Origin of the sequence: Lacihabitans sp. CS3-21 (assembly GCF_024343675.1) — a bacterium.
GTDB lineage: Bacteria > Bacteroidota > Bacteroidia > Cytophagales > Spirosomataceae > Leadbetterella.
Map to the genome: position 1 here is coordinate 68,092 of NZ_RJUD01000104.1, position 24,173 is coordinate 92,264.

Annotated in this window: 18 protein-coding genes; 8 read left to right on the top strand and 10 right to left on the bottom strand. The window is 36.2% G+C overall.

The features are described 5' to 3' along the window. The first annotated feature begins 72 nt into the window (after positions 1-72). Both EGI24_RS17965 and EGI24_RS17970 read left to right on the top strand, forming a co-directional pair. The gene (locus tag EGI24_RS17965; RefSeq protein WP_255049937.1) at positions 73-627 is read left to right on the top strand and encodes an RNA polymerase sigma factor; all 555 of its coding nucleotides are present in this window, start codon (positions 73-75) and stop codon (positions 625-627) included. Between the two features lie 4 nt (positions 628-631). Further along, the gene (locus tag EGI24_RS17970) at positions 632-2,128 is read left to right on the top strand and encodes a hypothetical protein (RefSeq protein ID WP_255049938.1); all 1,497 of its coding nucleotides are present in this window, start codon (positions 632-634) and stop codon (positions 2,126-2,128) included. A gap of 99 nt (positions 2,129-2,227) precedes the next feature. Here the strand turns inward: EGI24_RS17970 and EGI24_RS17975 are convergent, their stop codons facing one another. From EGI24_RS17975 to EGI24_RS17990, 4 genes are all read right to left on the bottom strand, one after another. Beyond that, complete coding sequence (locus tag EGI24_RS17975) at positions 2,228-2,611, bottom strand: hypothetical protein (RefSeq protein WP_255049939.1); 384 nt, start codon at positions 2,609-2,611, stop codon at positions 2,228-2,230. Positions 2,612-2,730: 119 nt separating this feature from the next. Then, positions 2,731-4,188, bottom strand: a complete 1,458-nt coding sequence (locus tag EGI24_RS17980) for a glycoside hydrolase family 32 protein (protein WP_255049940.1) — start codon at positions 4,186-4,188, stop codon at positions 2,731-2,733. A gap of 27 nt (positions 4,189-4,215) precedes the next feature. Continuing rightward, a complete protein-coding gene (locus EGI24_RS17985; protein ID WP_255049941.1) occupies positions 4,216-5,133 on the bottom strand; it encodes a 1-phosphofructokinase family hexose kinase in 918 nt (305 codons plus the stop codon). 77 nt (positions 5,134-5,210) lie between these two features. Next, complete coding sequence (locus tag EGI24_RS17990; protein WP_255049942.1) at positions 5,211-6,029, bottom strand: enoyl-ACP reductase; 819 nt, start codon at positions 6,027-6,029, stop codon at positions 5,211-5,213. A gap of 187 nt (positions 6,030-6,216) precedes the next feature. Between EGI24_RS17990 and EGI24_RS17995 the strand changes: the two genes are divergently transcribed. After that, positions 6,217-9,147, top strand: a complete 2,931-nt coding sequence (locus tag EGI24_RS17995) for a DEAD/DEAH box helicase (RefSeq protein WP_255049943.1) — start codon at positions 6,217-6,219, stop codon at positions 9,145-9,147. 11 nt (positions 9,148-9,158) lie between these two features. Here the strand turns inward: EGI24_RS17995 and ilvA are convergent, their stop codons facing one another. Further along, positions 9,159-10,409 carry a threonine ammonia-lyase gene (gene ilvA, locus EGI24_RS18000; RefSeq protein ID WP_255050023.1) on the bottom strand — a complete coding sequence of 417 codons (1,251 nt, stop codon included), beginning with the start codon at positions 10,407-10,409 and terminating at the stop codon, positions 9,159-9,161. A gap of 135 nt (positions 10,410-10,544) precedes the next feature. On the opposite strand from ilvA, the gene EGI24_RS18005 reads away from it, so the two are divergent. After that, positions 10,545-11,564 carry a DUF4097 domain-containing protein gene (locus EGI24_RS18005; protein WP_255049944.1) on the top strand — a complete coding sequence of 340 codons (1,020 nt, stop codon included), beginning with the start codon at positions 10,545-10,547 and terminating at the stop codon, positions 11,562-11,564. Positions 11,565-11,646: 82 nt separating this feature from the next. On the opposite strand, the gene EGI24_RS18010 is transcribed toward EGI24_RS18005, so the two are convergent. Beyond that, on the bottom strand, positions 11,647-13,827 hold the full coding sequence (locus EGI24_RS18010) for a TonB-dependent receptor domain-containing protein (protein ID WP_255049945.1): 2,181 nt from the start codon (positions 13,825-13,827) through the stop codon (positions 11,647-11,649). 88 nt (positions 13,828-13,915) lie between these two features. Further along, on the bottom strand, positions 13,916-14,476 hold the full coding sequence (locus tag EGI24_RS18015) for a hypothetical protein (protein ID WP_255049946.1): 561 nt from the start codon (positions 14,474-14,476) through the stop codon (positions 13,916-13,918). 278 nt (positions 14,477-14,754) lie between these two features. Here EGI24_RS18015 and EGI24_RS18020 point away from each other — a divergent pair, with 278 nt between their 5' ends. From EGI24_RS18020 to kynU, 4 genes are all read left to right on the top strand, one after another. Continuing rightward, positions 14,755-17,505 carry a valine--tRNA ligase gene (locus EGI24_RS18020; RefSeq protein WP_255049948.1) on the top strand — a complete coding sequence of 917 codons (2,751 nt, stop codon included), beginning with the start codon at positions 14,755-14,757 and terminating at the stop codon, positions 17,503-17,505. Positions 17,506-17,737: 232 nt separating this feature from the next. Continuing rightward, entirely contained in the window at positions 17,738-19,048 is a 1,311-nt protein-coding gene (locus tag EGI24_RS18025) for an APC family permease (RefSeq protein WP_255049949.1), read from the top strand. A gap of 133 nt (positions 19,049-19,181) precedes the next feature. After that, complete coding sequence (locus tag EGI24_RS18030) at positions 19,182-19,793, top strand: SGNH/GDSL hydrolase family protein (RefSeq protein WP_255049950.1); 612 nt, start codon at positions 19,182-19,184, stop codon at positions 19,791-19,793. After that, positions 19,790-21,064 (top strand): kynureninase, encoded by a 1,275-nt coding sequence (gene kynU, locus EGI24_RS18035; RefSeq protein ID WP_255049951.1) that lies wholly within the window; start codon positions 19,790-19,792, stop codon positions 21,062-21,064. Before EGI24_RS18030 ends, kynU begins: the two co-directional genes overlap by 4 nt. Positions 21,065-21,720: 656 nt before the next feature. Here kynU and EGI24_RS18040 read toward each other — a convergent pair. The 3 genes from EGI24_RS18040 to EGI24_RS18050 are packed head-to-tail and all read right to left on the bottom strand — an operon-like array spanning position 21,721 to position 24,071. Further along, a complete protein-coding gene (locus EGI24_RS18040; protein WP_255049952.1) occupies positions 21,721-21,942 on the bottom strand; it encodes a hypothetical protein in 222 nt (73 codons plus the stop codon). 6 nt (positions 21,943-21,948) lie between these two features. After that, positions 21,949-22,668 (bottom strand): hypothetical protein, encoded by a 720-nt coding sequence (locus tag EGI24_RS18045; protein ID WP_255049953.1) that lies wholly within the window; start codon positions 22,666-22,668, stop codon positions 21,949-21,951. 2 nt (positions 22,669-22,670) lie between these two features. Then, a complete protein-coding gene (locus EGI24_RS18050; RefSeq protein WP_255049954.1) occupies positions 22,671-24,071 on the bottom strand; it encodes a hypothetical protein in 1,401 nt (466 codons plus the stop codon). Positions 24,072-24,173: the final 102 nt, after the last annotated feature.

Here is a 24,173-nt window from a genome sequence, read left to right on the forward strand (position 1 = left end):
TTTTTTCGTTATTGGAATCATTCTTGTACCCTTTTGAATACTCATATGTCGGTATTCTGCCTTTTGTAAAATATGTCAAACGATAAACTTGTAGTGGAGGCCTGCATTCGTGAGGAGCGGGTGGCTCAGCGGCAATTGTATGAACAATTTGCTGGGAAACTCTTTGCCGTATCGCTCAGATATATGAAAAGCCGAGATGAAGCCCAAGATGTTTTACAAGACGCATTTATTAAGATTTTTAAAAACTTAAACGCTTTCCGTTTCGATTGTCCATTGGAAGCTTGGTTGAAGAGAATTGTGATAAATACGGCTTTGAAGGCTATTCAAAAGCGTGGACAAATGCCCTCGATTGACATCGTTGATTATCATGGAGAATTGGATAAGAGTCCTGGGAATTTGGGTTTAGAAAACCTCCAAATGGAAACTTTGTTGGGGCTAATAAATGAGCTTCCGGAAGGATGTAGGGCGGTTTTTAACTTATATGCCATAGAAGGATTTAAACATCAAGAAATTGCAGAATTGTTGAATATTACAGAAGGAACTTCAAAATCTCAGTTTTCGAGAGCGAGAATGCTTTTAATGGAAAAAATAGACAAAGAAAATATTAGACTGGCCAAAGCCAATTAAATCAATGGAATCAGAATTCAAAAATTTCGAAAATCAGTGGAAAGAGGCCATGAAGGACGCCTCAGTGCCGCCTCCCGATTTTGTTTGGGAAAATATCGAAAAAGAACTTGATCAGAAGAAAAAGAAAAGAGTGGCTTTTTTGTGGTGGAAGAATCCAGCATTAATGTCGGGTATTGCCGCTGCTTTGGTTTTAGGTCTTACAGTGCTATTTGTAAACAATAATAAATCGTCTGAAAAAACAATACAACTAGTTGGTAATCATAATGTAAATACAGAGAAAGACAATTTGGCTTCTTCAACTGAAATAAAAATAAATAAGGAAAAACAACTTATCATTGACACACAAAATAAGGGTTCTCTGGGTCTTAAAAATAATGATTTAGCTACTTTAAACACGTTGGGTCATGAAAGACAGCGTGAGGTTGGAAGAAATTCAAATTTACTTGCCGGTAGTAAAAATTCAAATTTTATTGGTGAACGAAATGGAAGTATTGCTTTGATAAATCCGGCAGGTAGTGAGCTTTTCAAGGTTGCATCACAAAATGAGGAAGAGAAGCGTTATAACACACTTAATGAAAATCAGAAATCAGAAATCAGTAAAATTAAACAGAAAGGATTTAGGGATTTTGCGAATAGATTTCAACCTTTTCGCTCTCATATAAGTGTTGATTTTGAAGATGCGGTAGCAGAAGTAAAAACGCCGAAAGATAAATTATGGTTTGGTTTAAGCTCTGGAGTGGCTCCATTTAATCCAAATTTTGAAAATACGGGATTCACCGGTGAAGCTCTCAGTTCAGCAAGAAATGACGCTGCTTTTGTTACTAAAAATACTGATTTTTCTATGTCTCCTTCAAGTCCTAGTTCACAAGGGAATGTTGCTAGCTTGTTGCCAAACGGTTTGCCAGAAAACAGCTTTAAAAACGGTACGGCTTTGAATTTCGGCTTTTCATTTGGTAAAAAACTTAAAAAAAGAATTGGCGTTGAAAGTGGGTTGAGATACATGCAAGCGAGTGCTTTTTTAAGTACCAATGTGTATGCAATAGACGAAACTACTGGAGAAGTAAATAGCTATTTTCAGTCAAATTATTTAGACAAACAAGCCAATAATACACAAACTGTTTTATCGGTAAATGCTACAAATAAGCAGCTTTACAATTATTTCAACGTACCTCTTTTACTAAACTACAGTCTACCTATCGTTAAAAATTTGGATGTAGAGGCTCTAGGTGGTATTAGTGGGGATTTGTTTGTTTTTGGGAAGTCTGATTCTGAAAACACAAGAAGTTCTAATCTTACAGCAGCAAACTCTGCTTTCAATTTATTGAATGTCAGCGGAATGGGTGGTTTAAGATTAAACTACAATATTAATAAATCTTGGGAAGCCAACATGGGGACTACTTTTCAGCATGCTTTAATTTCTGGCGTTTCAAGCGACCAGAATTTGAGTTTTAAACCAAGGACCTTTGGAATTAATTATGGCGTAAGGTTTAAAATGAAATGAAAAATAGGTTAATTTTTGTAGGATAAAAATAAAAAAGCATTTTGTATATATACCTTAAAAAATTTTTAAGGCCACCCTTTAGAGCAGCCTTAAATTCAATTATAAATTTCGACCTACAAAGTCATTAAACTCTTCTTTTAGTTCGCCAAAAAGTTTTACAAACATTTTTACTCTGTCTCTAAGACTCAAGTCTTCAGTAGTTTTTCGGTGATCAATGGCCACTGGATTTTTCTTTATTTCAATCTCCATTTCTTGCTCTGAATGCTTAATATAATGTTTAAGCAAGTCTATTTCATTTTTTTGAATGATAAACTTGTTTTGAAATTTTTCTACAAGTTTTTTTACTTCCAAATTGGTATTTTTCTCACTGACTTCTGCCAGTCTGTTTTTAAATATAACAATTTCATCTTGATAAAAATCCAAAGCTTTTAACCATTCAACATGGTCTTCGTGAAGGTCGAAAAAGTAGGTTTGAGTTTCCATTTTTAATCTTGTTTTGTTTACTCAAATCAAGAGAAAATAAAATAAGTAAATAATGAGATATATCAATATTTGACCTAAAAAATATCACATTGTAATTTTCAAGAATTCAAAAAACAACTTCATTTAAAATTGAAAACTTCTGATGTTTCTAATTTTTCTGGAAAAACAAGCTCTGTTAATACTTTTTCGCCAGAATTAACATAGACTTCCACAACAGATTTATCAACCAAAATATCTAAGTATAACTTATTGTTTTTTGGAGAGACTTTTACTGATTCAATACTTGAAAATCGTTTGTTAAAATCCACTTTGCCAGATTTTGTTCGGTCTAATGTGAGCAAATTGGATGAAATGTCGTAGCTCAAAAGCAAGTATTGATTATCGTACTTCAACATTTTTAAGTCAAAACCTTGTGAAGTGTTTAGATCAATTTCCAAATTTAATCTGTAAGAATTTTGAGTTTTTTCTCCAAATTTTGAATTTAGCACATATTTTTTGGACAGAGTTAAAGTTTCTGTTTTGATTTTTGAGTTAATAATAGGTTGCTGCTTTAGTTTAAACCCAGAGCCTGAATTATACAATGCTAGTTTTCTGGCGACCGAAAAACCACCTCGATATCCATCATTCGCTGGTATGTCATTGGCGTATTCCCAGTCGTTGGTCCAGCCGATAATTATTGGATTTTTCTGCGTTTTGGGTAAATTATAGAAAGGAATAGCGGCATAAAAATCCTTTCCTTCGTCTAAATAATATACATCGTTTTGTTTTTGAGATTTGAAATTTTTGCCGTCAAAATCTCCAACAAAATATTGCATGGCCAAATACCCAGCTTGTCGGTGTCCGCTGGAGAGCATCAACACCCATTTGGATAAATTAGTGTTCTCCACTGGTACCCTTACAAGCGAGGGACATTCCCAGATTTTGGTCGTGTCGCCTTGCTTGCCAAATTCACTCATAAAAGTCCATTTTTTCAAATCCTTAGAAGAATAAAACTGGACTATATATTCCAAAGGTTTTACCACGCTCATTATCCATTTGTTCTCTGAGGGAAACCAAATTACATTTGGGTCTCTGAAATTCGTGAGTCCAATATCCAAGACTGGATTTTTGTCAAAGTATTTCCAAGTGCGGCCTTTGTCAGAACTATAAGCAAGGCTTTGATGCTGAGCCAAATCTTGTCCAGGTTTAGATACATGTGAGGTAAAAATTGCCACCAAGCCTTTCTTAAATCCTTTGGCAAAAAATCCTGAGGTATTAAAACTATCCACCACCACACATCCCGAAAATATCATGGTAGTACTTCCGTCAAGGTTTTGAATTTCAGGTAATGCGAGCGGCAACGTTTCCCATTTTTGCAAATCTTTGCTCACAGCATGGCCCCAACTCATGTGTCCCCATTTATCACCAAATGGATTGTATTGATAAAATAAATGGTATTCGCCGTCGAGAAAAACCAATCCATTCGGGTCATTCACCCAGTTATTGGGTGGGGTATAGTGATAGTTTGGACGGAGAGATTGGGCAGCTGAGTTTGTAAATGTCATGGCCAATACTAAACTTATTAGGAGGTTTTTCATCTAGTTTTATGTCTTTAAATATTCAAATTATAGGGAATCAAATAATCTTTCAGCATCATCTTTTTTAAACAACTGCGTTCCCTCATTCATAGTAGCAGCTGAACCACAAGCCACGCCCCATTTAAGAACATCTTCGAGGGGTAAACTTTGGCTTAAAGCCCACACCATGCCGCCTACCATGCTGTCGCCTGCACCTACGGTACTTTTCTTTTCTACTTTGGGTGCTGCTACAAAGTGTGTTCTGCCTTTATTATAAAGCATAGCTCCGTCTGGCCCCATGGAAACTACCACAATTTCACAATCGTACTTATCTATCAAAGTTTTGGCCGCATGCTCTACTTGATTAGGCTCTATTTTTTCCAATCCTAGTAGTTTTGCTAATTCTTTGTGGTTGGGTTTTATTAAGTGCGTTCCATTCTCTAGTGCCTGTTTCAATGCATCGCCTGAAGTATCTACTACGATTTTGGGTTTCTTTTCTCCAAATACTTCAGAAATCCGCTTAAAGATTAGGGAGGACAGATTCTCTGGCAAGCTTCCGCTCACCACCAATATTTCAGGGTTATAATATTTAACTTTCTCTAAGATATTCTCAAACTCTTCAACTGTCAATTCAGGACTGGGCATTCCGAACCGATATTGGGCGTTTGTTGTGATATCTACTGCAATAAAATTTTCTCTAGTCCAAGCTTTTGATTCTATTGTTTCTAATGTAACGCTTTCTTTTTTTATTAAAGATTTCAATAAATCGCCAATAGGTCCGCCCACAGGAAAAAACGCGGTAGATTCACCTCCCAATCGTTTTATGGCCTTAGAAACATTGATTCCACCACCTCCAGCATCATAAATTGGTTGCTCGCATCTGATTTTGTGTTCTGCCACTAATCCTTCAAACTTTGTGTTTTTATCTACTGCAGGGTTTAAGGTGAGTGTTGCTATTTTGGTCATTGTATTTCTTTTTAAAACAAAAAAAAACACCTGAGGAGGTCAGGTGTTCAAATATAACAACAAAAAATTGTTCTTTCTTATTCGGCGGGCTTTATCATTTCCAACAATTCAGCAGATACCCCAGTCATAGAGTAACCACCATCGTGGAAAAGATTCTGCATAGTCACCATTTTTGTGAAGTCAGAAAATAATGTCAAAACATAATCCGCACAAGCATCAGCCGAAGCATTACCCAATGGAGACATTTTCTCAGCGAATTCATAGAATGAGTCAAATCCAGCAATTCCACCACCTGCACGTGTTTTAGTTGGCGACTGCGATACTGTATTTACTCTCACATTCTTCAACTTTCCGTATCTGTAGCCATAGCTTCTTGCTATCGACTCCAACATAGCCTTGGCATCTGCCATATCGCTATAAAAAGAGAAAGTTCTCTGAGCTGCCATATAGGTCAAAGCTACTACTGAACCCCACTCATTGATGGCATCCATCTTTTCGGCAGTTTGCAAAAATTTATGAAAAGACATCGCCGAAATATCTACACTTTGTTTGTAATAGTCATAATTTAAGTCACCGTAAGCTCTGCCTTTACGTACGTTTGGTGACATGCCTATGGAGTGCAAAACGAAATCAACTTTACCTCCCAAAACGTCCATTGACTTAGCATAAAGATTCTCGATATCTTCCACGCTTGTAGCATCTGCTGGGATTATTTCTGCCTCACAAATTTCTGCCAATTTGTTTATTTCACCCATTCTCATAGCAATAGGTGCGTTTGTGAGTGTAAATATTGCTCCTTCTTCTTTAGCTTTTAATGCCACTTTCCATGCGATAGAATTTTCGTCTAAAGCACCTGATATGATACCTTTCTTACCTTTAAGTAATCCGTATGCCATAATATTGGTTAGTTTTCGGTTTATTTTTTTGAATAATATTCGCAAAATTAAGATATTTTTTTGATTTGCTTACTAATAAATACTGTAAACCAATAATCCGTGGGCATTGTGGATATGTTTCAGAAGGTTTTTTTTGTCTTCAACTACCAATCCATTACATTTGATTCCCTTTTTTGAAATTGTACTAATGATTGTATCGCCAACAGAGCCTTTTAAAATTATATATAGTCTTTATGAACACGAGTACCTCGGTTTTCTGTTAGAATCGTACGTGGTGCAGCTCAATGCACGAGGAGAAGTAACTTTTCAAACACAGAACATTTCATCAAAAAATATTTCTGATTTTGCGATTGGCCTTGAAGAAGACGATTTTGAATTGGTTAAACTTACTGATAGTATTCAGCAAGATGTGATTTTGAAGAAATTCAATACCAAAAAAATATCAGCGGAAGATTTTTTCAAGAAGACATTTCATCCAGAAAAGGGCGATAAATTATTGCGAGATTCCATCTTTTCGTATCTTGAAAACTATAAAAAAGAGATATTTTCTCGAATAAAGAAGAAGCATCTTTTCGTGATGGGAAGCGATGGTGTGGCTACATGGAAGGAAATAGAAATCATGAAAGAACCCGCCAAGGCGTATTTTCATTTTGACAGACAAGAAGACCAAACGGTGTATTATCCGATCATTAAATGTGGTGAAGAAAAGGTAAGGTTTCAGTTTAAAAATGCCTATATCATCAACGACTTACCAGCGTGCATGTTGATAGACACCAAGCTTTATATTTTTGATAATTTTGCTGATGGTAGAAAATTAAAACCTTTTCTGAATAAGCCCAATATCATTATTCCAAAAAAAATAGAAGATACTTATTATCAGAAATTTATAGTGCCCTTGGTGGCCAACTTTAATGTCTTTGCTAAGGGTTTTGAGATTGTTCAGGAAAAACAGGAAGTGAAGGCTCAATTATTGGTTTCTGAAATAAAATCTCAGAAAATAGTAGCCAATTTGTTTGACAAAAATAGCCATTCTAATAATGATGAGGAAAGTAAATTTTACCTTGAACTTTCGTTCCAATATGGCAAATACAACTTTAAATACGACAACTTTAGTGCTCCTGCTTATGTTTTTCTAGAGAAAAAAGAAGAGTCTTGGATTTTTCATAAAATCAAAAAGAACTTAGAAAAAGAAAAGGAAATAATACTTTTCATTAAAAACTTAAATCTTGATTTAAGAAATGGAAGAATAGCCAAACCAAAAAGTGAGGCTATCGAGTGGATCCAGAAAAACGCAATAAATCTTCAAGAATCTGAGATTGAAATTAAGCAGAATACAGAGAATGCCGTGAAATATTTCTTGGGCTATTCAAAACTCGAAATCCAAATTGAGGAAAACCGGGATTGGTTTGATATAAAAGCTTTGGTGCAGTTTGGCGAGTACAAAATTCCGTTTGTAAAACTCCGAAATTATATTCTTAACAACATAAGGGAGTTTGAGTTGCCCAACGGACAAATGGCGATGATACCTACAGAATGGTTTAATAAGTACTCTGAATTGTTTGAAAATCTGGAAGTTGAAGATGAAGGACAGGGTCGCCTAAAAAAACACCATGTTGGTATTATAAACTATTTGGAAGAAGACGGCTTGGCCGTAACGGTGATGAATCGAAAACTGCAAGGCCTTAAAAACTTTGAAGAAATAGAAGAAATAGAACTTCCGAAACACTTTAAGGGCAGTCTAAGGCCTTATCAGAGAGCTGGTTATGACTGGTTGCATTTCTTGAAAAACTTCAAGTTTGGTGGGTGTTTGGCCGACGACATGGGCCTTGGAAAAACAGTTACTACACTTGCTTTTTTACAAAAAATAAAGGAGGATAAGCCCGAAAGTCCGAGTATTCTGGTAATGCCGACCTCGCTGATTTATAATTGGCAAAAAGAAGCCAGTAAGTTTACTCCCAAAATGAAAATCTTGATTCATTTTGGGCAAAATAGACACAAGGATGCTGGAGCTTTCAAGTTTTATGACCTTATTATTTGTTCATATGGTGTGCTAAGATTGGATATTGATTTCCTGAAAAATTATAGATTTAACTATGCCATCTTGGATGAATCTCAAGCCATAAAAAACCCTAGTTCTTTGATTTTCAGGTCTGTTATACAGCTGAATACTGAAAATAGACTTATTTTGACTGGTACTCCGCTTGAAAATAGCACCATGGATTTGTGGTCGCAGATGAGTTTTATCAATCCAGGATTGTTGGGATCCATGTCTTATTTTAGAGATAATTTTCAGAATCTGATAGAAAAACAAAAAGATGAAGAAACGCTTCAAAAGCTATTTGCAAGAATAAAACCATTTATGCTTCGTAGGCATAAAAAACAAGTAGCCAAAGATTTACCTGAGAAAATAGAGACTATTCAATACTGCCAAATGTCTGAAGAGCAGGAGAAAATTTATGAGGAAACCAAGGCCTTTATTCGTAATCAACTCTTGAGCGAAGTGGGAACTGGTGGCATTAAGAAATCGAGCATTTTGGTGTTACAAGGCCTTACAAAACTCCGTCAATTGGCCAATAACCCTTTGATGGTAGACGAGCATTATACGGGTGATTCGGGCAAAGATCGAGACGTGATGCACAAGTTATTAGACGTAGTAAAAGAAGGCTATAAAACGTTGGTATTTAGTCAGTTTGTAAAACATCTTTCGTTAATAGCAAAAAAGTTGGATCAGCAAAATATACCATATTTGTATCTCGATGGTTCCACAAAAAATCGTATGGAGTTGGTGGAGAAATTCCAAAACGAAGAGCGTGAGAAAGTGTTTTTGATATCGCTAAAAGCGGGAGGAGTTGGTCTAAACCTTACCGCTGCCGAATATGTGTTTATGCTAGACCCATGGTGGAACCCAGCCATAGAAGCCCAAGCAGTGGACAGAGCCCACCGAATTGGTCAGACAAACACTGTTTTTAGTTATAAATTTATCACAAAAAATACCGTAGAAGAGAAAATTCTGGATTTGCAAAATACAAAAAAACAACTCTTTAACGACCTCATAACGGCTGAAGAAGGATTTATGAAGTCACTTTCAGAAAAAGATATTCTTTCTCTATTGGAGTAAAAACATTTCGCTCAAATCAAAAACTCAAATAGATCAGGTTTGTCGTTGATGTAGGTAAACTGCACATTAGATTTTTCAAGACGCTCGATGAGTGCAGGGAATTCCTCTTGCTTCGACAACTCAATCCCAACCAAGGCTGGCCCTCTTTCCCTTGAGGTTTTCTTTGAATACTCAAAAAAAACGATGTCGACAGTCGGTCCCAAAACAAATTCCAAGAATTCTTTCATTGCCCCTGATCTTTGCAAAAACTTTATAATAAAATAGTGCTTTAAGCCCTCAAAAAGCAAAGAACGTTCTTTTATCTCTTCCGTGCGGGTAATGTCGTTATTGCCTCCACCGATTATACAAACTACGTTTTTGCCTTTTATTTTGTCTTTTATAATATCTAAAGCTGACACACTCAAAGCACCTGCTGGCTCAGCTACTATGGCTTCTTCGTTGTAAAGCTGCAAAATCGTTGAGCAAACTTTGCCTTCGGGAATGAGCAATATTTCGTCCAGTTTATCTTTTACGATTTCATAAGTCAAGGCACCTGCTTTTTTTACAGCAGCTCCGTCGACAAACTTATCTATATGCTCTAGTGGCGTTACTTTTCCATTGTCTATTGAAACCTTCATTGTTGGAGAACCAAGAGGCTCAACACCAATAAGTTTGGTTTTTGGACTTAAATTCTTGAAAACCGTACTTACGCCTGCAGCTAAGCCACCACCTCCAATCGCAAAAAGTAGGTAATCGATTTTAAAATCAGCGTCTTTAAATATTTCTAATCCTACTGTGCCTTGGCCTTCTATTACTTGCAAATCGTCAAATGGATGAACAAAAATTCCGCCGTTTTCTTTGACATATATTTGAGCAGCATCGAACGAATCATCATAAGTATCACCTGTAAGTATCACCTCAACCCATTCCTTTCCAAACATTTTTACTTGCTTGATTTTTTGAGCCGGAGTAGTTGTTGGCATAAAAATATTACCCTTTACACCCATTTTTCTACAGGCATAGGCCACCCCTTGAGCGTGATTTCCAGCACTCGCACACACCACGCCTTTGGCCAAGTCTTCCGCTGACATGGATGCCATTTTGTTATATGCCCCTCTTATTTTGTACGACCGCACCACTTGCAAATCTTCCCTTTTGAGATAAATATTGGCTTGATATCTTTCCGAGAGGTTTTGATTAAACATCAAGGGGGTTTTTAAGGCCACATTTTTAAGTCTTGAAGCCGCTGCGTATATGTTTTCTAGTTCTATGCCATTGTTCATGGTTGGCGTTGGTCTGTTTGATAAAATATTTGACAAACCTACAAAATTTATGATTCTCTAATTTTTTTTTCAAATAAATTACCGTGCAACCTTTAACTCAAAAATGCATCTTTCAAGAAAAACTAAATTATAAATATGAAAAAGTATCACATTATCATTTTCTTGAGCTTGGCCATAAGCTTTTGTATGGCACAAACCAAAGAGCCTTTTGCAGTTAAGAAATTCACAGGCGTAAACATTCAAAGCGTTAAAGTAAATACTTCTGGTGGTGGTATTAAAGTATTCGGAACAGCCAGTAAAGACGCTGAGGTTAAGGTGTTTATTAATACCAACAATTGGAACAAAACCGCTTCTAAAAGTGAAATTGAGGAAGAACTGAAAAACTATATTCTCGAAATGGAATACAAAGACGGTTCAATAGTTTGTCTTGCAAAACCGAAAGATCCTGAAATGAAAAGACAAAAACTTTCTATTGGTTTTGAGGTTTATTCACCATCGAAAATTGATGTCAATTTGGCTACAGCAGGTGGCGGAATAACGCTGGATAATCTTGAAGGAGACTTAAATTTCAGAACCAGTGGTGGTGGAATTACGGTTTCGAAACTTAAAGGAAAAGTAGATGGAAAAACTAGCGGAGGAGGAATAAAAATGCAAGAATGTGATGGATTGATAAGCATGAAAACCAGCGGTGGCGGAATTACGGCAAAAAGCTCAAAAGGAAATATCAACCTGTCAACTTCGGGTGGTGGAATTGAACTTAGCCAACTAAAAGGAACTATAAAGGCTCACACAAGTGGTGGAGGCATAAAATCAGATGAAATTAAAGGTAGCTTAGATGTATCTACTTCAGGTGGAAGTATAGATTTGAACCAAATAAGTGGCGATGTAGTAGCCAGAACATCAGGTGGCGGAATAGATGCTGACATCGTAAAATTGGGTAAGGTGTTAAATTTAAGTACCAGTGCGGGTAATATTCATGCCAATATTCCTTTTTCTGAAGGCATGGATTTAGATATTAGAGGCAACAGAATAAAAAGTGACAAACTTTCCAAAGTGTCTTCAAACTTAGACTCAGGAAGAGTTAAAGGTAAAGTGAATGGCGGTGGAACTGAGGTAACAATGTCAGCTTCTTCAGGAACAATTTTTGTGGAGTAATTAATGAAGATTTATTGCGTCCTGAAATGATGATAAAAGGTTTTTAATTCCTAAAAACACATTATTTCAGGACGTAATTTATTTATAATTTTGTAGAAACGCTTACGCTAAATCCTCTACCATCTGATGCCCAAATACCTGGTCCAGGATAAAACTGTGGGCGTTTTGTAAAATACATTTTATTCAAAGCATTATTTAGATTAGCTTTCAGCAATATCATTTTTGATATTCTCACTGTGGCGTTAAAGTCCATTATTCCATAAGCAGGCACTATGCCTATGCTCCCATTTGAAGTTGCTTTTTCTGTATTAAGTGCATCGGCAAAGCTTTTTGCAGTAAAACTGTAGAGTGAGGTCAAACTTACTTTTTTGTATCTTATCGTAAGACCGTTTCTTGAAATTACTTTAGGTGTACTTTCTACGTCATTCCCCGTAATGTCAATATTTTTCTCTCCCAATCTTGCTGATGCCCGTAGATATTTAGCATCCATTAATGCAGTTGAAGTAAAAATAGAAAAATTCAATTGCGGGTTAAATTTACCATAATACTCTACAAAACTTTCTAAGCCTTTGGTGAAAGAAGTGCCAATGTTGGTTCTAAATATCTGGAAATTGCCGTTCTCATCGGTTTGAGCCAAAGTGCCTAATCTGTTTTTGTAAAGCAACTGAAAATAAGTAAATTCTACTTTCAAATTCTCAAATTCGGCTCTATATCCAGCTTCAAAATTATAACCAAAGGCATCTTTGAGGTTATCGTCAGATTTTTCAAAAACCGAGCCTGGAATTATATCTTTAAAAATAACTGGGCGGTAGGCTTGTGAAAAACCTGAGTAAAGCTTTTGATTCAAACCTAATTTATATTCCCCGCTGATTCCGAGGAGAGGAAATTTGTGTTCGATAACATCAGGAAACTTGCTTGAATCATAATAACTTATTGTACCACTCATAATCGACTCTCCAGATTCAATCCTAAAGCCGGGGTTCAAAGATAGGTTTTTGCCAAAAGTAAGATGGTTTTCAAAGAAAACTGCCAAGTTCTGTGTTTTTAAATGTAGGTCTCTACCCCAGGTTCCTTCTATGCTCAGATCATAATCAGAGGCTGTGGTGCCTTTGCCTTGCTGACGTCGATGGAGGTCGTTGTTCATATATTGTACACCACCTACCAAAATGGATTTCACTTGTCCAATGTTATAAAAATGCAACATTCTTAGCTCATTGGTAAAACTTTGGTAGTTGTCAATATCTACCTGTCTGTTAGCGTATTGAAGAGTTTTGGAGTCAATCCTATCTACCACATCTGCGGTTTTGTCAAACATTACACTATTTCTACTTCCAAAAATAGCAGAGCTTACAAACGACATTTTAGTTTTTTCAGATAGCTTATAATTTAGACTAATTGAGGGTACATAAATGTCAGGGCTGTAGAAATTTCTTGCTCGGGTAGCCATTTTTGGATTTGTATAAAACATACTATCTTTTACTGGACCCGCCAATTGGAAAATATATTTCGATTTTGAAAAATCAAATTTGGCCTCAAATTTTTTTGAAATTTGGTACTGAATTACCGCAGACATTGCTTCATAGTCGCTTTTTGAATTATTTCTAAATCCGTCGGAAACTCTCTTACTATAATAGGCATAATAATTCACTTTGCCTATTTGACCTCCAATCGCATTATAAGTACTTAAAAGACCAAATGAACCTATGCTGTTAGTACATTCAAGCGTAATTTTTTTTGTAGAATCGCCAGTTTTACTGACATAATTCAACATTCCTCCAAATTGAGCCCCGTATTGTAATGAGCCAGTTCCTCTTATTATTTCTATATTTTGGACTGCCTCCATCGGCATGGAATAATGGCTAGCAGGATAACCATAGATGTCGGTATTGGTTATTACACCGTCTTTTCTGATATTAAATTCCCATCCACGATGTGGGTCTAGGCCGCGAGTCGAAATGTTGATTTGGTTGCCTGAACCATCCATGTCATAAACAAAAATGCCTGGTACTTTAGCAAAAATCTGTCTCGGAGTTTTCTCAGCAATGTTGGCATCTAGACCCAAAACATTGATAACTTCAGTTTTTTTACCAGAATATAGATAAGTTCCTTTGGTATTTGGCAACGAAAGGGCATTGAACTTGTATTTTTGTTCAGATACGTTTAAGGCATTGAGGTTTAATATTTTTGAGGAGTCTGGTAAAGTTTGTCCAAAAGTATGGATACAGACCACCAAACCCAATAAAGAAAAATATATTGGTTTCATTATTAAGTTTTGATTTTGAGCTTTTTAGGAATAAATCACATTCTGTGCCAAATCAATTTGAAATGATTTGCCACCAATAAATACGATATTAACCTTTCAAAATAGGGGGCAGTTGAGTAACTTTTAGTTGGGGTATTAGATAGGTTGTGGAAAAGTAAAAGTGATCAATGGTTGTAAAATCTATCCAAAACCAATTTTTCAAAACTAAATTTTGGGCAAAATAGTCGCTGGTGATTTTCTTAAAAAATTCAAGTGTTTTTCGAGAAGAATTTTCTTTTTCTTTCGACAAATCCAACGTCAAACTGTCACTGAAATCTTTAACTATTGTTAATACATTTTCTCGGGTATAATTTGCTTGTATATAGCAAGTTATTAGCGTATCGTTGCGGTATTCCACTTTTATTGTTTGGTAGAATTTGCCATTATAAATAGCCGTTTGAGCTTCAGGAAAATGATTTTGGAAATTATTACTATAAGGCAATGAAATGGGATATTTGTAAATCAGACTATCTCCTTTTATTTCAATTTGATGATTTAGTTCAATATTATTTTCTGACTCCCAATTGTTCCAAAAAGTTAAAAGCGTAAAACCTGCAACATGGAGGAGCAGTAAACCTAAAAACAATATGGAAGAGAATTTCCTAAACAATAGCTGTATTCTTTAAAAGCTTGATTTTTATGCAAAAGTAAGGTTTTCTAAGGCTTAAAAAATGATTTTGGGCATTTTTGAAAGGTTTGTAGATTTTCCTACATCCTAAGTGTATGGCTTTAATTACTTCTCTCGCTCAACTTTGACAACTTACAAACTTAAATTTTATACAAAACCCTATCTTCAGATTTCTACCAAACTGCCATAACCAAGATAATTTTCTGCCACTTATTCCTTATTTTTGCAAAATATAAAATTTGGTTCAAAGAAATCAGCAAATGGAAATTTCGAAAACATACGTTCCCAAGGAAATAGAAGACAAATGGTATGTCTATTGGGAGAAAAATAAATTCTTCAAGTCCACACCTAACAAAGACAAAGAGCCTTACACGATAGTCATTCCGCCGCCCAACGTAACGGGCGTTCTGCATATGGGGCATATGCTCAACAATACTATTCAGGACGTACTCATTCGCAAGGCACGTATGGAAGGAAAGGAAGCTTGTTGGGTTCCTGGAACAGACCACGCTTCGATAGCCACGGAAGCCAAAGTGGTGGCCATGCTCAAAGAACAAGGCATCAACAAAGCAGATTTGACGAGAGATGAATTCTTGAAATATTGCTGGGAATGGACCGAAAAATACGGTGGAATTATCCTGAAACAATTGCGGAAACTGGGTGCTTCGTGCGATTGGGATAGAACACGATTCACAATGGAAGAAAGCCTGTACGATGCCGTAATAGATGTTTTCGTGGATTTACACCAAAAAGGCGACATTTACAGAGGATACCGCATGGTAAACTGGGACCCTCAGGCCAAAACTACCGTTTCAGATGAAGAGGTAATTACCAAAGAAATGCCATCAAAATTGGTGCATATCAAATATATCGGCGATGATGCTGAGGTTATAATAGCTACCACCCGTCCTGAAACCATTATGGCTGATTCAGCTATATGTGTGCATCCAGAAGACGAACGATATATAAATTTGATTGGCAAAAAAGTAAGGATTCCTTTAATAAATAGAGAAATCACAATCATTGCGGACGAATATGTGGAGATGGAGTTTGGAACTGGCTGTTTGAAAGTTACACCTGCCCACGATCAAAACGACTTTGCTTTGGGCGAGAAGCATAAATTAGAGGTAATTGATATCTTAACGGATGACGGTAAACTCAACGAAAAAGCCCAGATTCTAGTTGGTGAAGACAGATTTGTGGCTCGTAAAATGATTATCAAAATGCTGGAAGAATCTGGCAATTTGGTGAAAGTAGAAGAATACAAATCCAATGTGGGAACATCAGAAAGAACGGGAGCTGTAATTGAGCCGAAGATCTCTTTGCAGTGGTTTTTGAAAATGGAACGATTGAGCAAGCCTGCCCACGGAAACGTAATGAACGACACCATTCAGCTCATTCCGCCAAAATTCAAAAATACTTATAACCACTGGATGGAAAACGTTCGCGACTGGTGTATCAGTCGTCAACTTTGGTGGGGACATCGTATTCCTGCCTATTATCTGGCCGATGGCACTTGCATCGTAGCCAAGTCAGTTGAGGATGCAGTTGAAATAGCAAATACCAAGCACAATAAAACGGTATCAGCATCAGATTTCACGCAGGACGAAGACGTATTGGATACATGGTTTAGTTCATGGTTGTGGCCAATTTCGGTTTTTGATGGTTTCAAAGACCCAAATAATGAAGACATCAACTATTATTACCCGACCAATGACTTAGTAACTGCCCCAGAAATTCTTTTCTTTTGGGTTGCAAGAATGATTATTGCAGGATATGAATATAAAGGCACATTTCCGTTCAAAAATGTTTACTTAACAGGAATCGTAAGAGACAAACAAGGCCGAAAAATGTCCAAATCTTTGGGCAATTCGCCTGATCCTTTGGATTTGATAGATAAATTTGGTGCCGACGGTGTGCGAACAGGAATGCTTTTTAGTTCACCAGCAGGCAACGACTTACCTTATGATGAAAAATTAGTAGAACAAGGCCGAAACTTCTCCAACAAAATGTGGAATGCATTTAGATTGGTGAAGGGATGGAATGTGGCTTCTCCCTTCGACTCCGCTCAGGGGACGCTCAGCCACCAAATCGACTCCGCTCAGGGAACGCTCAGCCACCAAACCGACTCCGCTCAGGGAACACTCAGCCAGCAAATCGATTCCGTTCAGGGAACCCCTCATGAAAGTCAAGGAAATAAGGTTGCGGTAGACTGGTTTAGAGCAAAGCTCATCGTTGCCATAGCAGAAGCCCTCGACCACTACGACAAATTCCGTATGTCAGATGCACTTTTGGTGACTTACAATTTGATTTGGAACGACTTCTGTTCGCAGTATCTCGAAATGATAAAGCCTGCTTATGTGGATGGACAAAGTTTGCCGATAGACCAAGAAACCTACGATGCTACATTGGGATTCTTCGAGGAATTGATGCGTTTGGTGCATCCTTGGACACCTTTCATTTCTGAAGAAATTTGGCAAAATATTCAAGAGAGAAAGGAGAATGATTCTATTTGTATTCAAGAATTCCCGAAAGTAGGAGAGGTAGATAGAAAAATATTGGCTGATTTCGAAATCTTGTTTGAGTTGGTTTCATGGGTTCGTAACACCCGCCAGTCAAAACAAATGTCGCCAAAAGAGGCCTTGCCTTTGAGCATAAATACCCAAGATGCTAGCAAATACGCTCATTTGGAGGGTTTGATGAAAAAAATGGCCAATCTTTCAGAAATTACTTTTGTTAGTTCTTCTGTCAAAGGCATAAGTTTGGTAATAAAAGGCGATGAATTTGGCATTGATTTGGGCGAAAATTTGGATGTCGCAGCAGAAATAGAAAATCTCAAAAAAGACCTCGAATATACCCAAGGTTTTAAGAAATCAGTTGAAGCTAAGCTCGCTAACGAGAGATTTGTAGCTAACGCAGCACCTGAATTGGTACAGAGAGAAAGAGATAAGCTGGAAGATGCGGACGCAAAGATTAAAGCGATTGAGGAGTCGTTACAAAAATTGGCCTGAGTGCGTAAATTTTTCAAGCAAGATTTTTGATTTAATTGGATAAAAATGGATTTAATATCGAGCGTAGCTTTCAATAGCTTTAACTCTCTTTCTATCTTAGATTAAACCTTATTTATTTAAATTTAATAGAAATCTTAAAAACTTACAGGTTACTTTTTTCTTCTCCACAAAAAGCTTAGTTTTGAATATGGGAGTAATTAGACTTTCGTATTTAAAACTTCAAACAAAATAGATGTCATCAACAAATCATGAAGGCCTTCGCCGCGAAATCGGGGTTTTAGGACTAGCAGCCAATACGCTCAACCGTACCATCGGTGCCGGAATTTTCGTTTTACCTGCCTTTGTGGCCAGTTTTTTGGGCGAAACAAGCATTTTAGCATACCTTTTTTGCGGTTTCTTAATGATGCTCATCATGCTCTGTTTTTCAGAAATTGGCAGCAAAATTACATCTACAGGAGGTGCATATGCTTATATCCACGCCGCTTTTGGGCCTTACGCAGGTTTTTTGGCCAATACCATGTTTTGGTTTGTAGGAATCTTGGCCGACGCCGCCATAGCCAACGCCATGGCCGATATGCTCAGTATTTATTTACCTTTTTTATCTGAAATACTTTTCAGGGCAATCTTCTTTTTGTTAGTTTTTGGATTTTTTACTTTCGTCAATATTTTAGGGGTTAAACATGGCGATAATATGGTAAAGATTAATACGCTTATCAAGTTGGTACCATTGACTATCCTCATTATCGCAGGTTTTATGGGCACTTCTATCGACAATTTAAAGTGGCATTCGCTGCCTACAATCTCAAAATTGGGTGAGGCCTCAATATTGCTATTTTTTGCTTTTGCAGGAGGTGAAGCTTCATTAAACGTAAGTGGTGAGCTAAAAAATCCGCAAAAAGTTGTTCCACTGGGCATACTTTCGGGTATGGGTGCAGTGGTTTTGTTTTATGTTTTAATACAGACTGTCTCTCAGGGGGTACTTGGAGCAGATTTGGTTAATTTTAAAGAGGCACCCTTGGCAGCTGTAGCAAACAAAGTAATCGGCTCTTTTGGCTCAACTTTGATGATTGCAGGTGCGGTTTTCTCTATGTTTGCTGCTTTAAGTGGTTCGGTTTTGTCTTATCCTAGGGTTATTTTTGCAGGAGCAAATAAAGGTTGGATGCCAAAAATAATGGCCAAGGTTCACCCGAAATTTGCAACCCCTTATGTTGCCATTATTACTTATGCAATCTTAGATTTGGTCTTTTCACTTTCTGGTGGCTTTAAGCAATTAGCCATAATAGCCAGTGCATCACTTCTTGTGGTATACTTCGGTGTCGTAGCAGCAACTATCAAACTCCGATTGCAGGAAACCGACAAGTCAATAGGCTTTAGATTACCCTTCGGAGTGGGTATTCCTGTCTCGGCAGCTATTTCCATCCTATGGTTTTTATCTAATTTGGCGATGAAAGAAATCACCAGTTTAGTCGTTTTTCTGGCGGTTTTGTCTGTACTTTATATCCTAATTGAATTTTATAAAAAAAGAAATAACCATACGGTTTGATCCATGTTGATAAGTATATTCGTTTCTTTCAAAGACAAAATCAACGTAGATGAAACCTATCTTTTTAATTATAATTTTATTCTTTTATTCATGTGAGAGCACCTCGCAAGAGATAGATAATCAAAACAATACCATGTCGAACGGTTTATCATATTTAGCCTTAGGAGATAGTTATACGATTGGTGAAAGTGTCACCGAGGATCAAAGATGGCCGGTGCAATTGGCCAAAAGTTTAACTTCAAATGGTATTGCGGTTTCACAACCGCAAATAATCGCCAAAACGGGTTGGACCACCGATGAGTTAAAAGCAAAAATTGTTTCAGAAAATATCACCAAAAAGTATGATTGGGTTTCTTTATTGATTGGCGTAAATAACCAATATAGGGGCCGAAGTGTGGAAGAATTTAGAAAACAATACGTTGATTTATTAGAAACCGCTATTCAATTTTCAGGGAATCGACCACACTATGTTTTTGTTGTTTCCATTCCTGACTGGGGAGTAACGCCTTTTGGCAGAAATAGTCCTAAAAAGTCAATATCCGAACAAATAGACTTATTCAATGCCATAAAAAAAGAAGAAACCGAGAAAAGGGGAATTCTTTTTGTGGACATCACACCCATTTCTCGCCAAGCCATCAATGACCCTTCTCTTATTGCAGAAGATGGTTTGCATCCTTCTGGAAAAATGTATCAGCTTTGGACAGAAAAAATAGTACCCGAACTCCTGAAGAAAGTTAAGCCATGAACCAAGACGAATTACAGCAAAAAGCCTTAGAACTAGATAAAAAGGATCAGCTCGCACACTTTAGAGATCAATTCGAAATTGGAGAGGAAATATATTTAGACGGAAATTCACTCGGAAGATTACCCAAAAAAACCGTTAGCCTTATCTCGGAAATAACTCAAAATCAGTGGGGAAAACGTCTGATCAGAAGTTGGAATGAGCATTGGATGGAGCTTCCCAGCAAGGTTGCAGCCAAAATAGCCCAGGTAGTTGGAGCCCAAGCAGATGAGATATTTGTTGGCGATAGTACCTCCATCAATTTCTATAAGTTGGCTTTTGCGGCACTTAAAAACCAAGAGTCCAAAACCAGAATCATCACCGACTCACTCAATTTCCCGACGGATATTTATGTTTTACAAGGTTTGATTGAGCAACAGTTTAAAAATCATTCGCTTACTATAATTCAAAGTGCCGACGAACAGCGAATTTCAGATGAAGCCATTTCTAATGCTTTAGATAACGAAACGGCTTTATTAACACTTTCCCACGTGGTTTTCAAAAGTGCTTATATGTATGACATGCACAAAATTAACCACTTGGCCCATAAAAAAGGTGCCTTGGTTTTGTGGGACTTGAGTCATTCTGCTGGTGCTGTGGAGGTTAATCTCAATGAATCTGGTGCAGACATGGCCGTAGGCTGTACATACAAATATCTCAACGGTGGCCCAGGGGCTCCTGCATTTTTATATGTGCGAAAAGACCTCCAAGCTAAACTGATGAATCCTATTTGGGGATGGTTTAGTCACCAAAAGCCATTTGATTTTACCTTAAATTACGAGGCCAAAGCTGATATTCAGCGTTTCTCAGCCGGCACACCTTCGGTACTTTCACTGGCAGCCATAGCGTCAGGCATAGACATCACACTCGAAGCGGGCATGAAGAATTTGAGAGAGAAAAGTGTCTCTCAAACCAACTATTTGATAGAATTGATCGAAAATCTACTGACTCCTATTGGATTTACAATTGCTTCGCCCACCAATTCCAAAGAACGAGGTTCCCACATTTCCATCCAACACCCAGAAGGATACCGAATAAACCGAGCCATGATAGAACCCACTAACGATTCACCCGTAATCATACCCGACTTTCGCCCACCCAACAACATCCGCTTGGGTATTGCACCTCTTTACAACACCTTTGAAGAAATTTTTGAAACCATTGTTCGGATAAAAACCATCGTTGAAACTAGGGAATTTGAGCGATTTGGTGGGGAGAGGTTGGAGGTGGTATGAGGGGGGGGGAGAGGATATAATATTTAAATTATTATTATCGATTTATGACTTAGTAATGATCCTGGAATCTTTAATGTCAATAACAGAGCAAATGTTTTATTATTGATCGACAGATCCTAATTTTACTAACACAGTTTAATTAACAGACTCTATTCTCATTTATCTATAAGCTTACTATCTTCTTAATAATTTAAACATTGGAATATCATAGGTTGACCAATGATAAATCTATTTTATCTGCTTCCTATAATTGCTTTAATATCTTCTATTTTAACTAAACCTGCTTCTTTTTGGTTGCCAAGAAATAATGTAATAGGTTGCCTGTGAATATCATGGTATAAAAGCAGACTCGGAGATAAAATATTACTCCATGTCATTTCTGGAAATGCTTCATTGTTGCCTAACAATCGAATTGCTATAACCGCAATAACGTCAATTATCGATATTAAAAATCCCAAATTATTCCTATTTCTAAATAACCATTTTTTGACTCTATAAATTGCGTATGAAAAATCAAATTCTACTAGAGTAGAAATATTGAATCAGCTATTTTCATTTGCAGAAGAAAAAGGAACTCTTTGACACAAAGACAGTGGAAAAGATTTTGATTTTAGAGCTACTTCTCCAATTTTTTACATACATGTTAAGCAAGCTAATTATACACATCTACAGTATTCTCTCCCATTTATATCTGTCCAACAATACAAAATCTTACCAGGAGGGCAGGTCAACGCTTGAAGATTAGTATTTTTAATTTTTAGACTCGTTACTTCTGCATCATGAATTCCGTTTTCTTTTAAAAGTGCATTTATTTTTTCAAATAAATCCTTATCTAATTTCCTAAGATTTTCTTTGAATACTTTTTTTGATTGTTTCATATCAAATTAATTTTGAGAATATATGACTAAAGTGTCTTTTTTAATATTATTATTTTCATCAACAGACTCTGATATTGCATAAAGATGACCTTTGAAACTGTCATTGCCCATTGTAAATCGATTAGTAATTATACCGAGAGAGTCTGTTTTAAAATTATTATCAATCAGAATACCTCTCTTGACACCATTTATATCGACAATCCTGGTCTTAGCAACTGTACCTGTACTAACTAAACCAAAATTTCTAACTAATTTTGTGCTTAAAATAATTTCTGTAAAAGACGAATCAGGAACAATTGTTAGGGATGATGAAGTTACATCTATTGATTCACAAAAAGCTTGTTTGAAAGTAACACTTTGTTCTTTTGAAATTTCGGATTCATAAACAGATATTATTGCCTTTATTTTTGTAGATTTAACTCTTTTAGAAGTAAATTCAAAATCAGCTATTTTCTTATTTTCTCCATTAATCTGAACCAATCGTATATTAACTTCTGTTTCATTTCCGTCTAAAACAAAGGTAACCTTGTCATTCTCTTCTGTAGAGAAGTTTGGTGGAAATTCTGCAATAGCTCTAATTTTACTCGTACCATCTGCTAATTGGTTATCATTTTCTATTCTCAAAATCATTAGATTTGAAAGTGACGAAGGAGAAAAGTCGTCTTCCTGGTAACAAGAATTTAATGTTAAAGCTAGAACAAATAATTTGAATGCTCTTTTTTTCATAGTTAGTTATCTTTAAAGTTCTTTGTAAAAGTTGGAATAATTCCCTCTAGCCATTTTCTAATTTCAATATCAATTGATATGCCGACATAAGGTTGAACCGCTATGTTCGAATTTCCTGAAACTGCATCAGTCTTTTTGAAAAATAAACCTCCGAAGTTTAATCTTGTTGATTGGGTTAATACTTTGTAGCCACCACCTAACATTAGTGAATAATTAGCAAAGAAATCATCTCTAAATCCATCTTTCTTAAGCGAATTTAGTGTAACGGCTGTATGAATTGAAAATCTTTGTGCAAAGGTCAATTGAGATAATGTAAGGGGAACATCTTTATTCACAGGAGATAATGAGATATGTACACCAACATAAGGTGAACCGCCCTTAATGCTTCCTTCATATGGTATATATGTTATGTAGCCAAAGTCTGGAACGAGACTTCTCTCGTAGCTTGTTTCGTATTTATCTGGGTAGGAGCTTATTTTGTGAGTCTTAGGATATAGTTTGGCTTTATCAATGAATGTTATATAATTAGGGACAGGTTCTTTACCATCTAAATTGGTCTTTAGAAATTCGACTTCCTTTTCTATTGCGTTTTCTACCAATTCTTTAAATTTAGTATGGGTTAGATATGCTGTTGGGTTATTAACTAATTCAACTTTTATATATCTTAAGTAAAAATCATACAACCTTTGATGGTCAGGAATTCTTCCAAAATATTCAAATATTTTTAGGCCTGTATCGGGCTGAAAATTATCAAAGGTTGATAGCCATCTACAGAATTCAATAACTTTATTTTTTTCGATTTCTTTTTGCCTTACTTTCAAACCAGTAAGGTTTTTATAAAGAATATTTGAAACGTAATTTGTGTCAAGAGAAGAATTAAAATCTATAGCCTTTAATTCTTCTTTCAATATTTTAAGGTCTTTATTAGTTGGTTGATATAAATACAAATATGGTTGATTGCTTCTAATACTTTCAGCATTCAGAAAATCGATTGTTTTCATCCAATTTGTTTTGTCTTCATAATCGTTGCCTTCTATGAACATATCTCGAAAAGCCCCATATAGGTCTTCTCTTCCAACATAAGTGATTTCTAGTTTGTAAAACCTATTTGGTTTAAGAGGTGGAATTAGGACAATATTTAAACTATCTCTTTTACTCTCCACGGTAATGTTTTTAAATCCTTTTGAATCTAATAAATAATTAAACGTTGGGTCGTTGTAATACTTCTTAGAATGTTTGTCTTTTATTGGATATAATTTTACAGATTCAATATAATTATGTTTAGATGGCAAACTTAATGTATCTAAAAACTGAATTCCAAAATTTACTACTTTCGGCTTATTCTGTCCAAAGACAATACTAGTTGTTAAGAAGATTAATACTATCAGTGATATTTTTTTCATTTCATTTGTTTTTTTGTTGCTCTTTCGCTTTCGTAAATGCTTTTCAAATTGAGTTTTAGAAAATTCGTAAATTTTTCTTTTATATGCTGAGTAAAAAAAGAT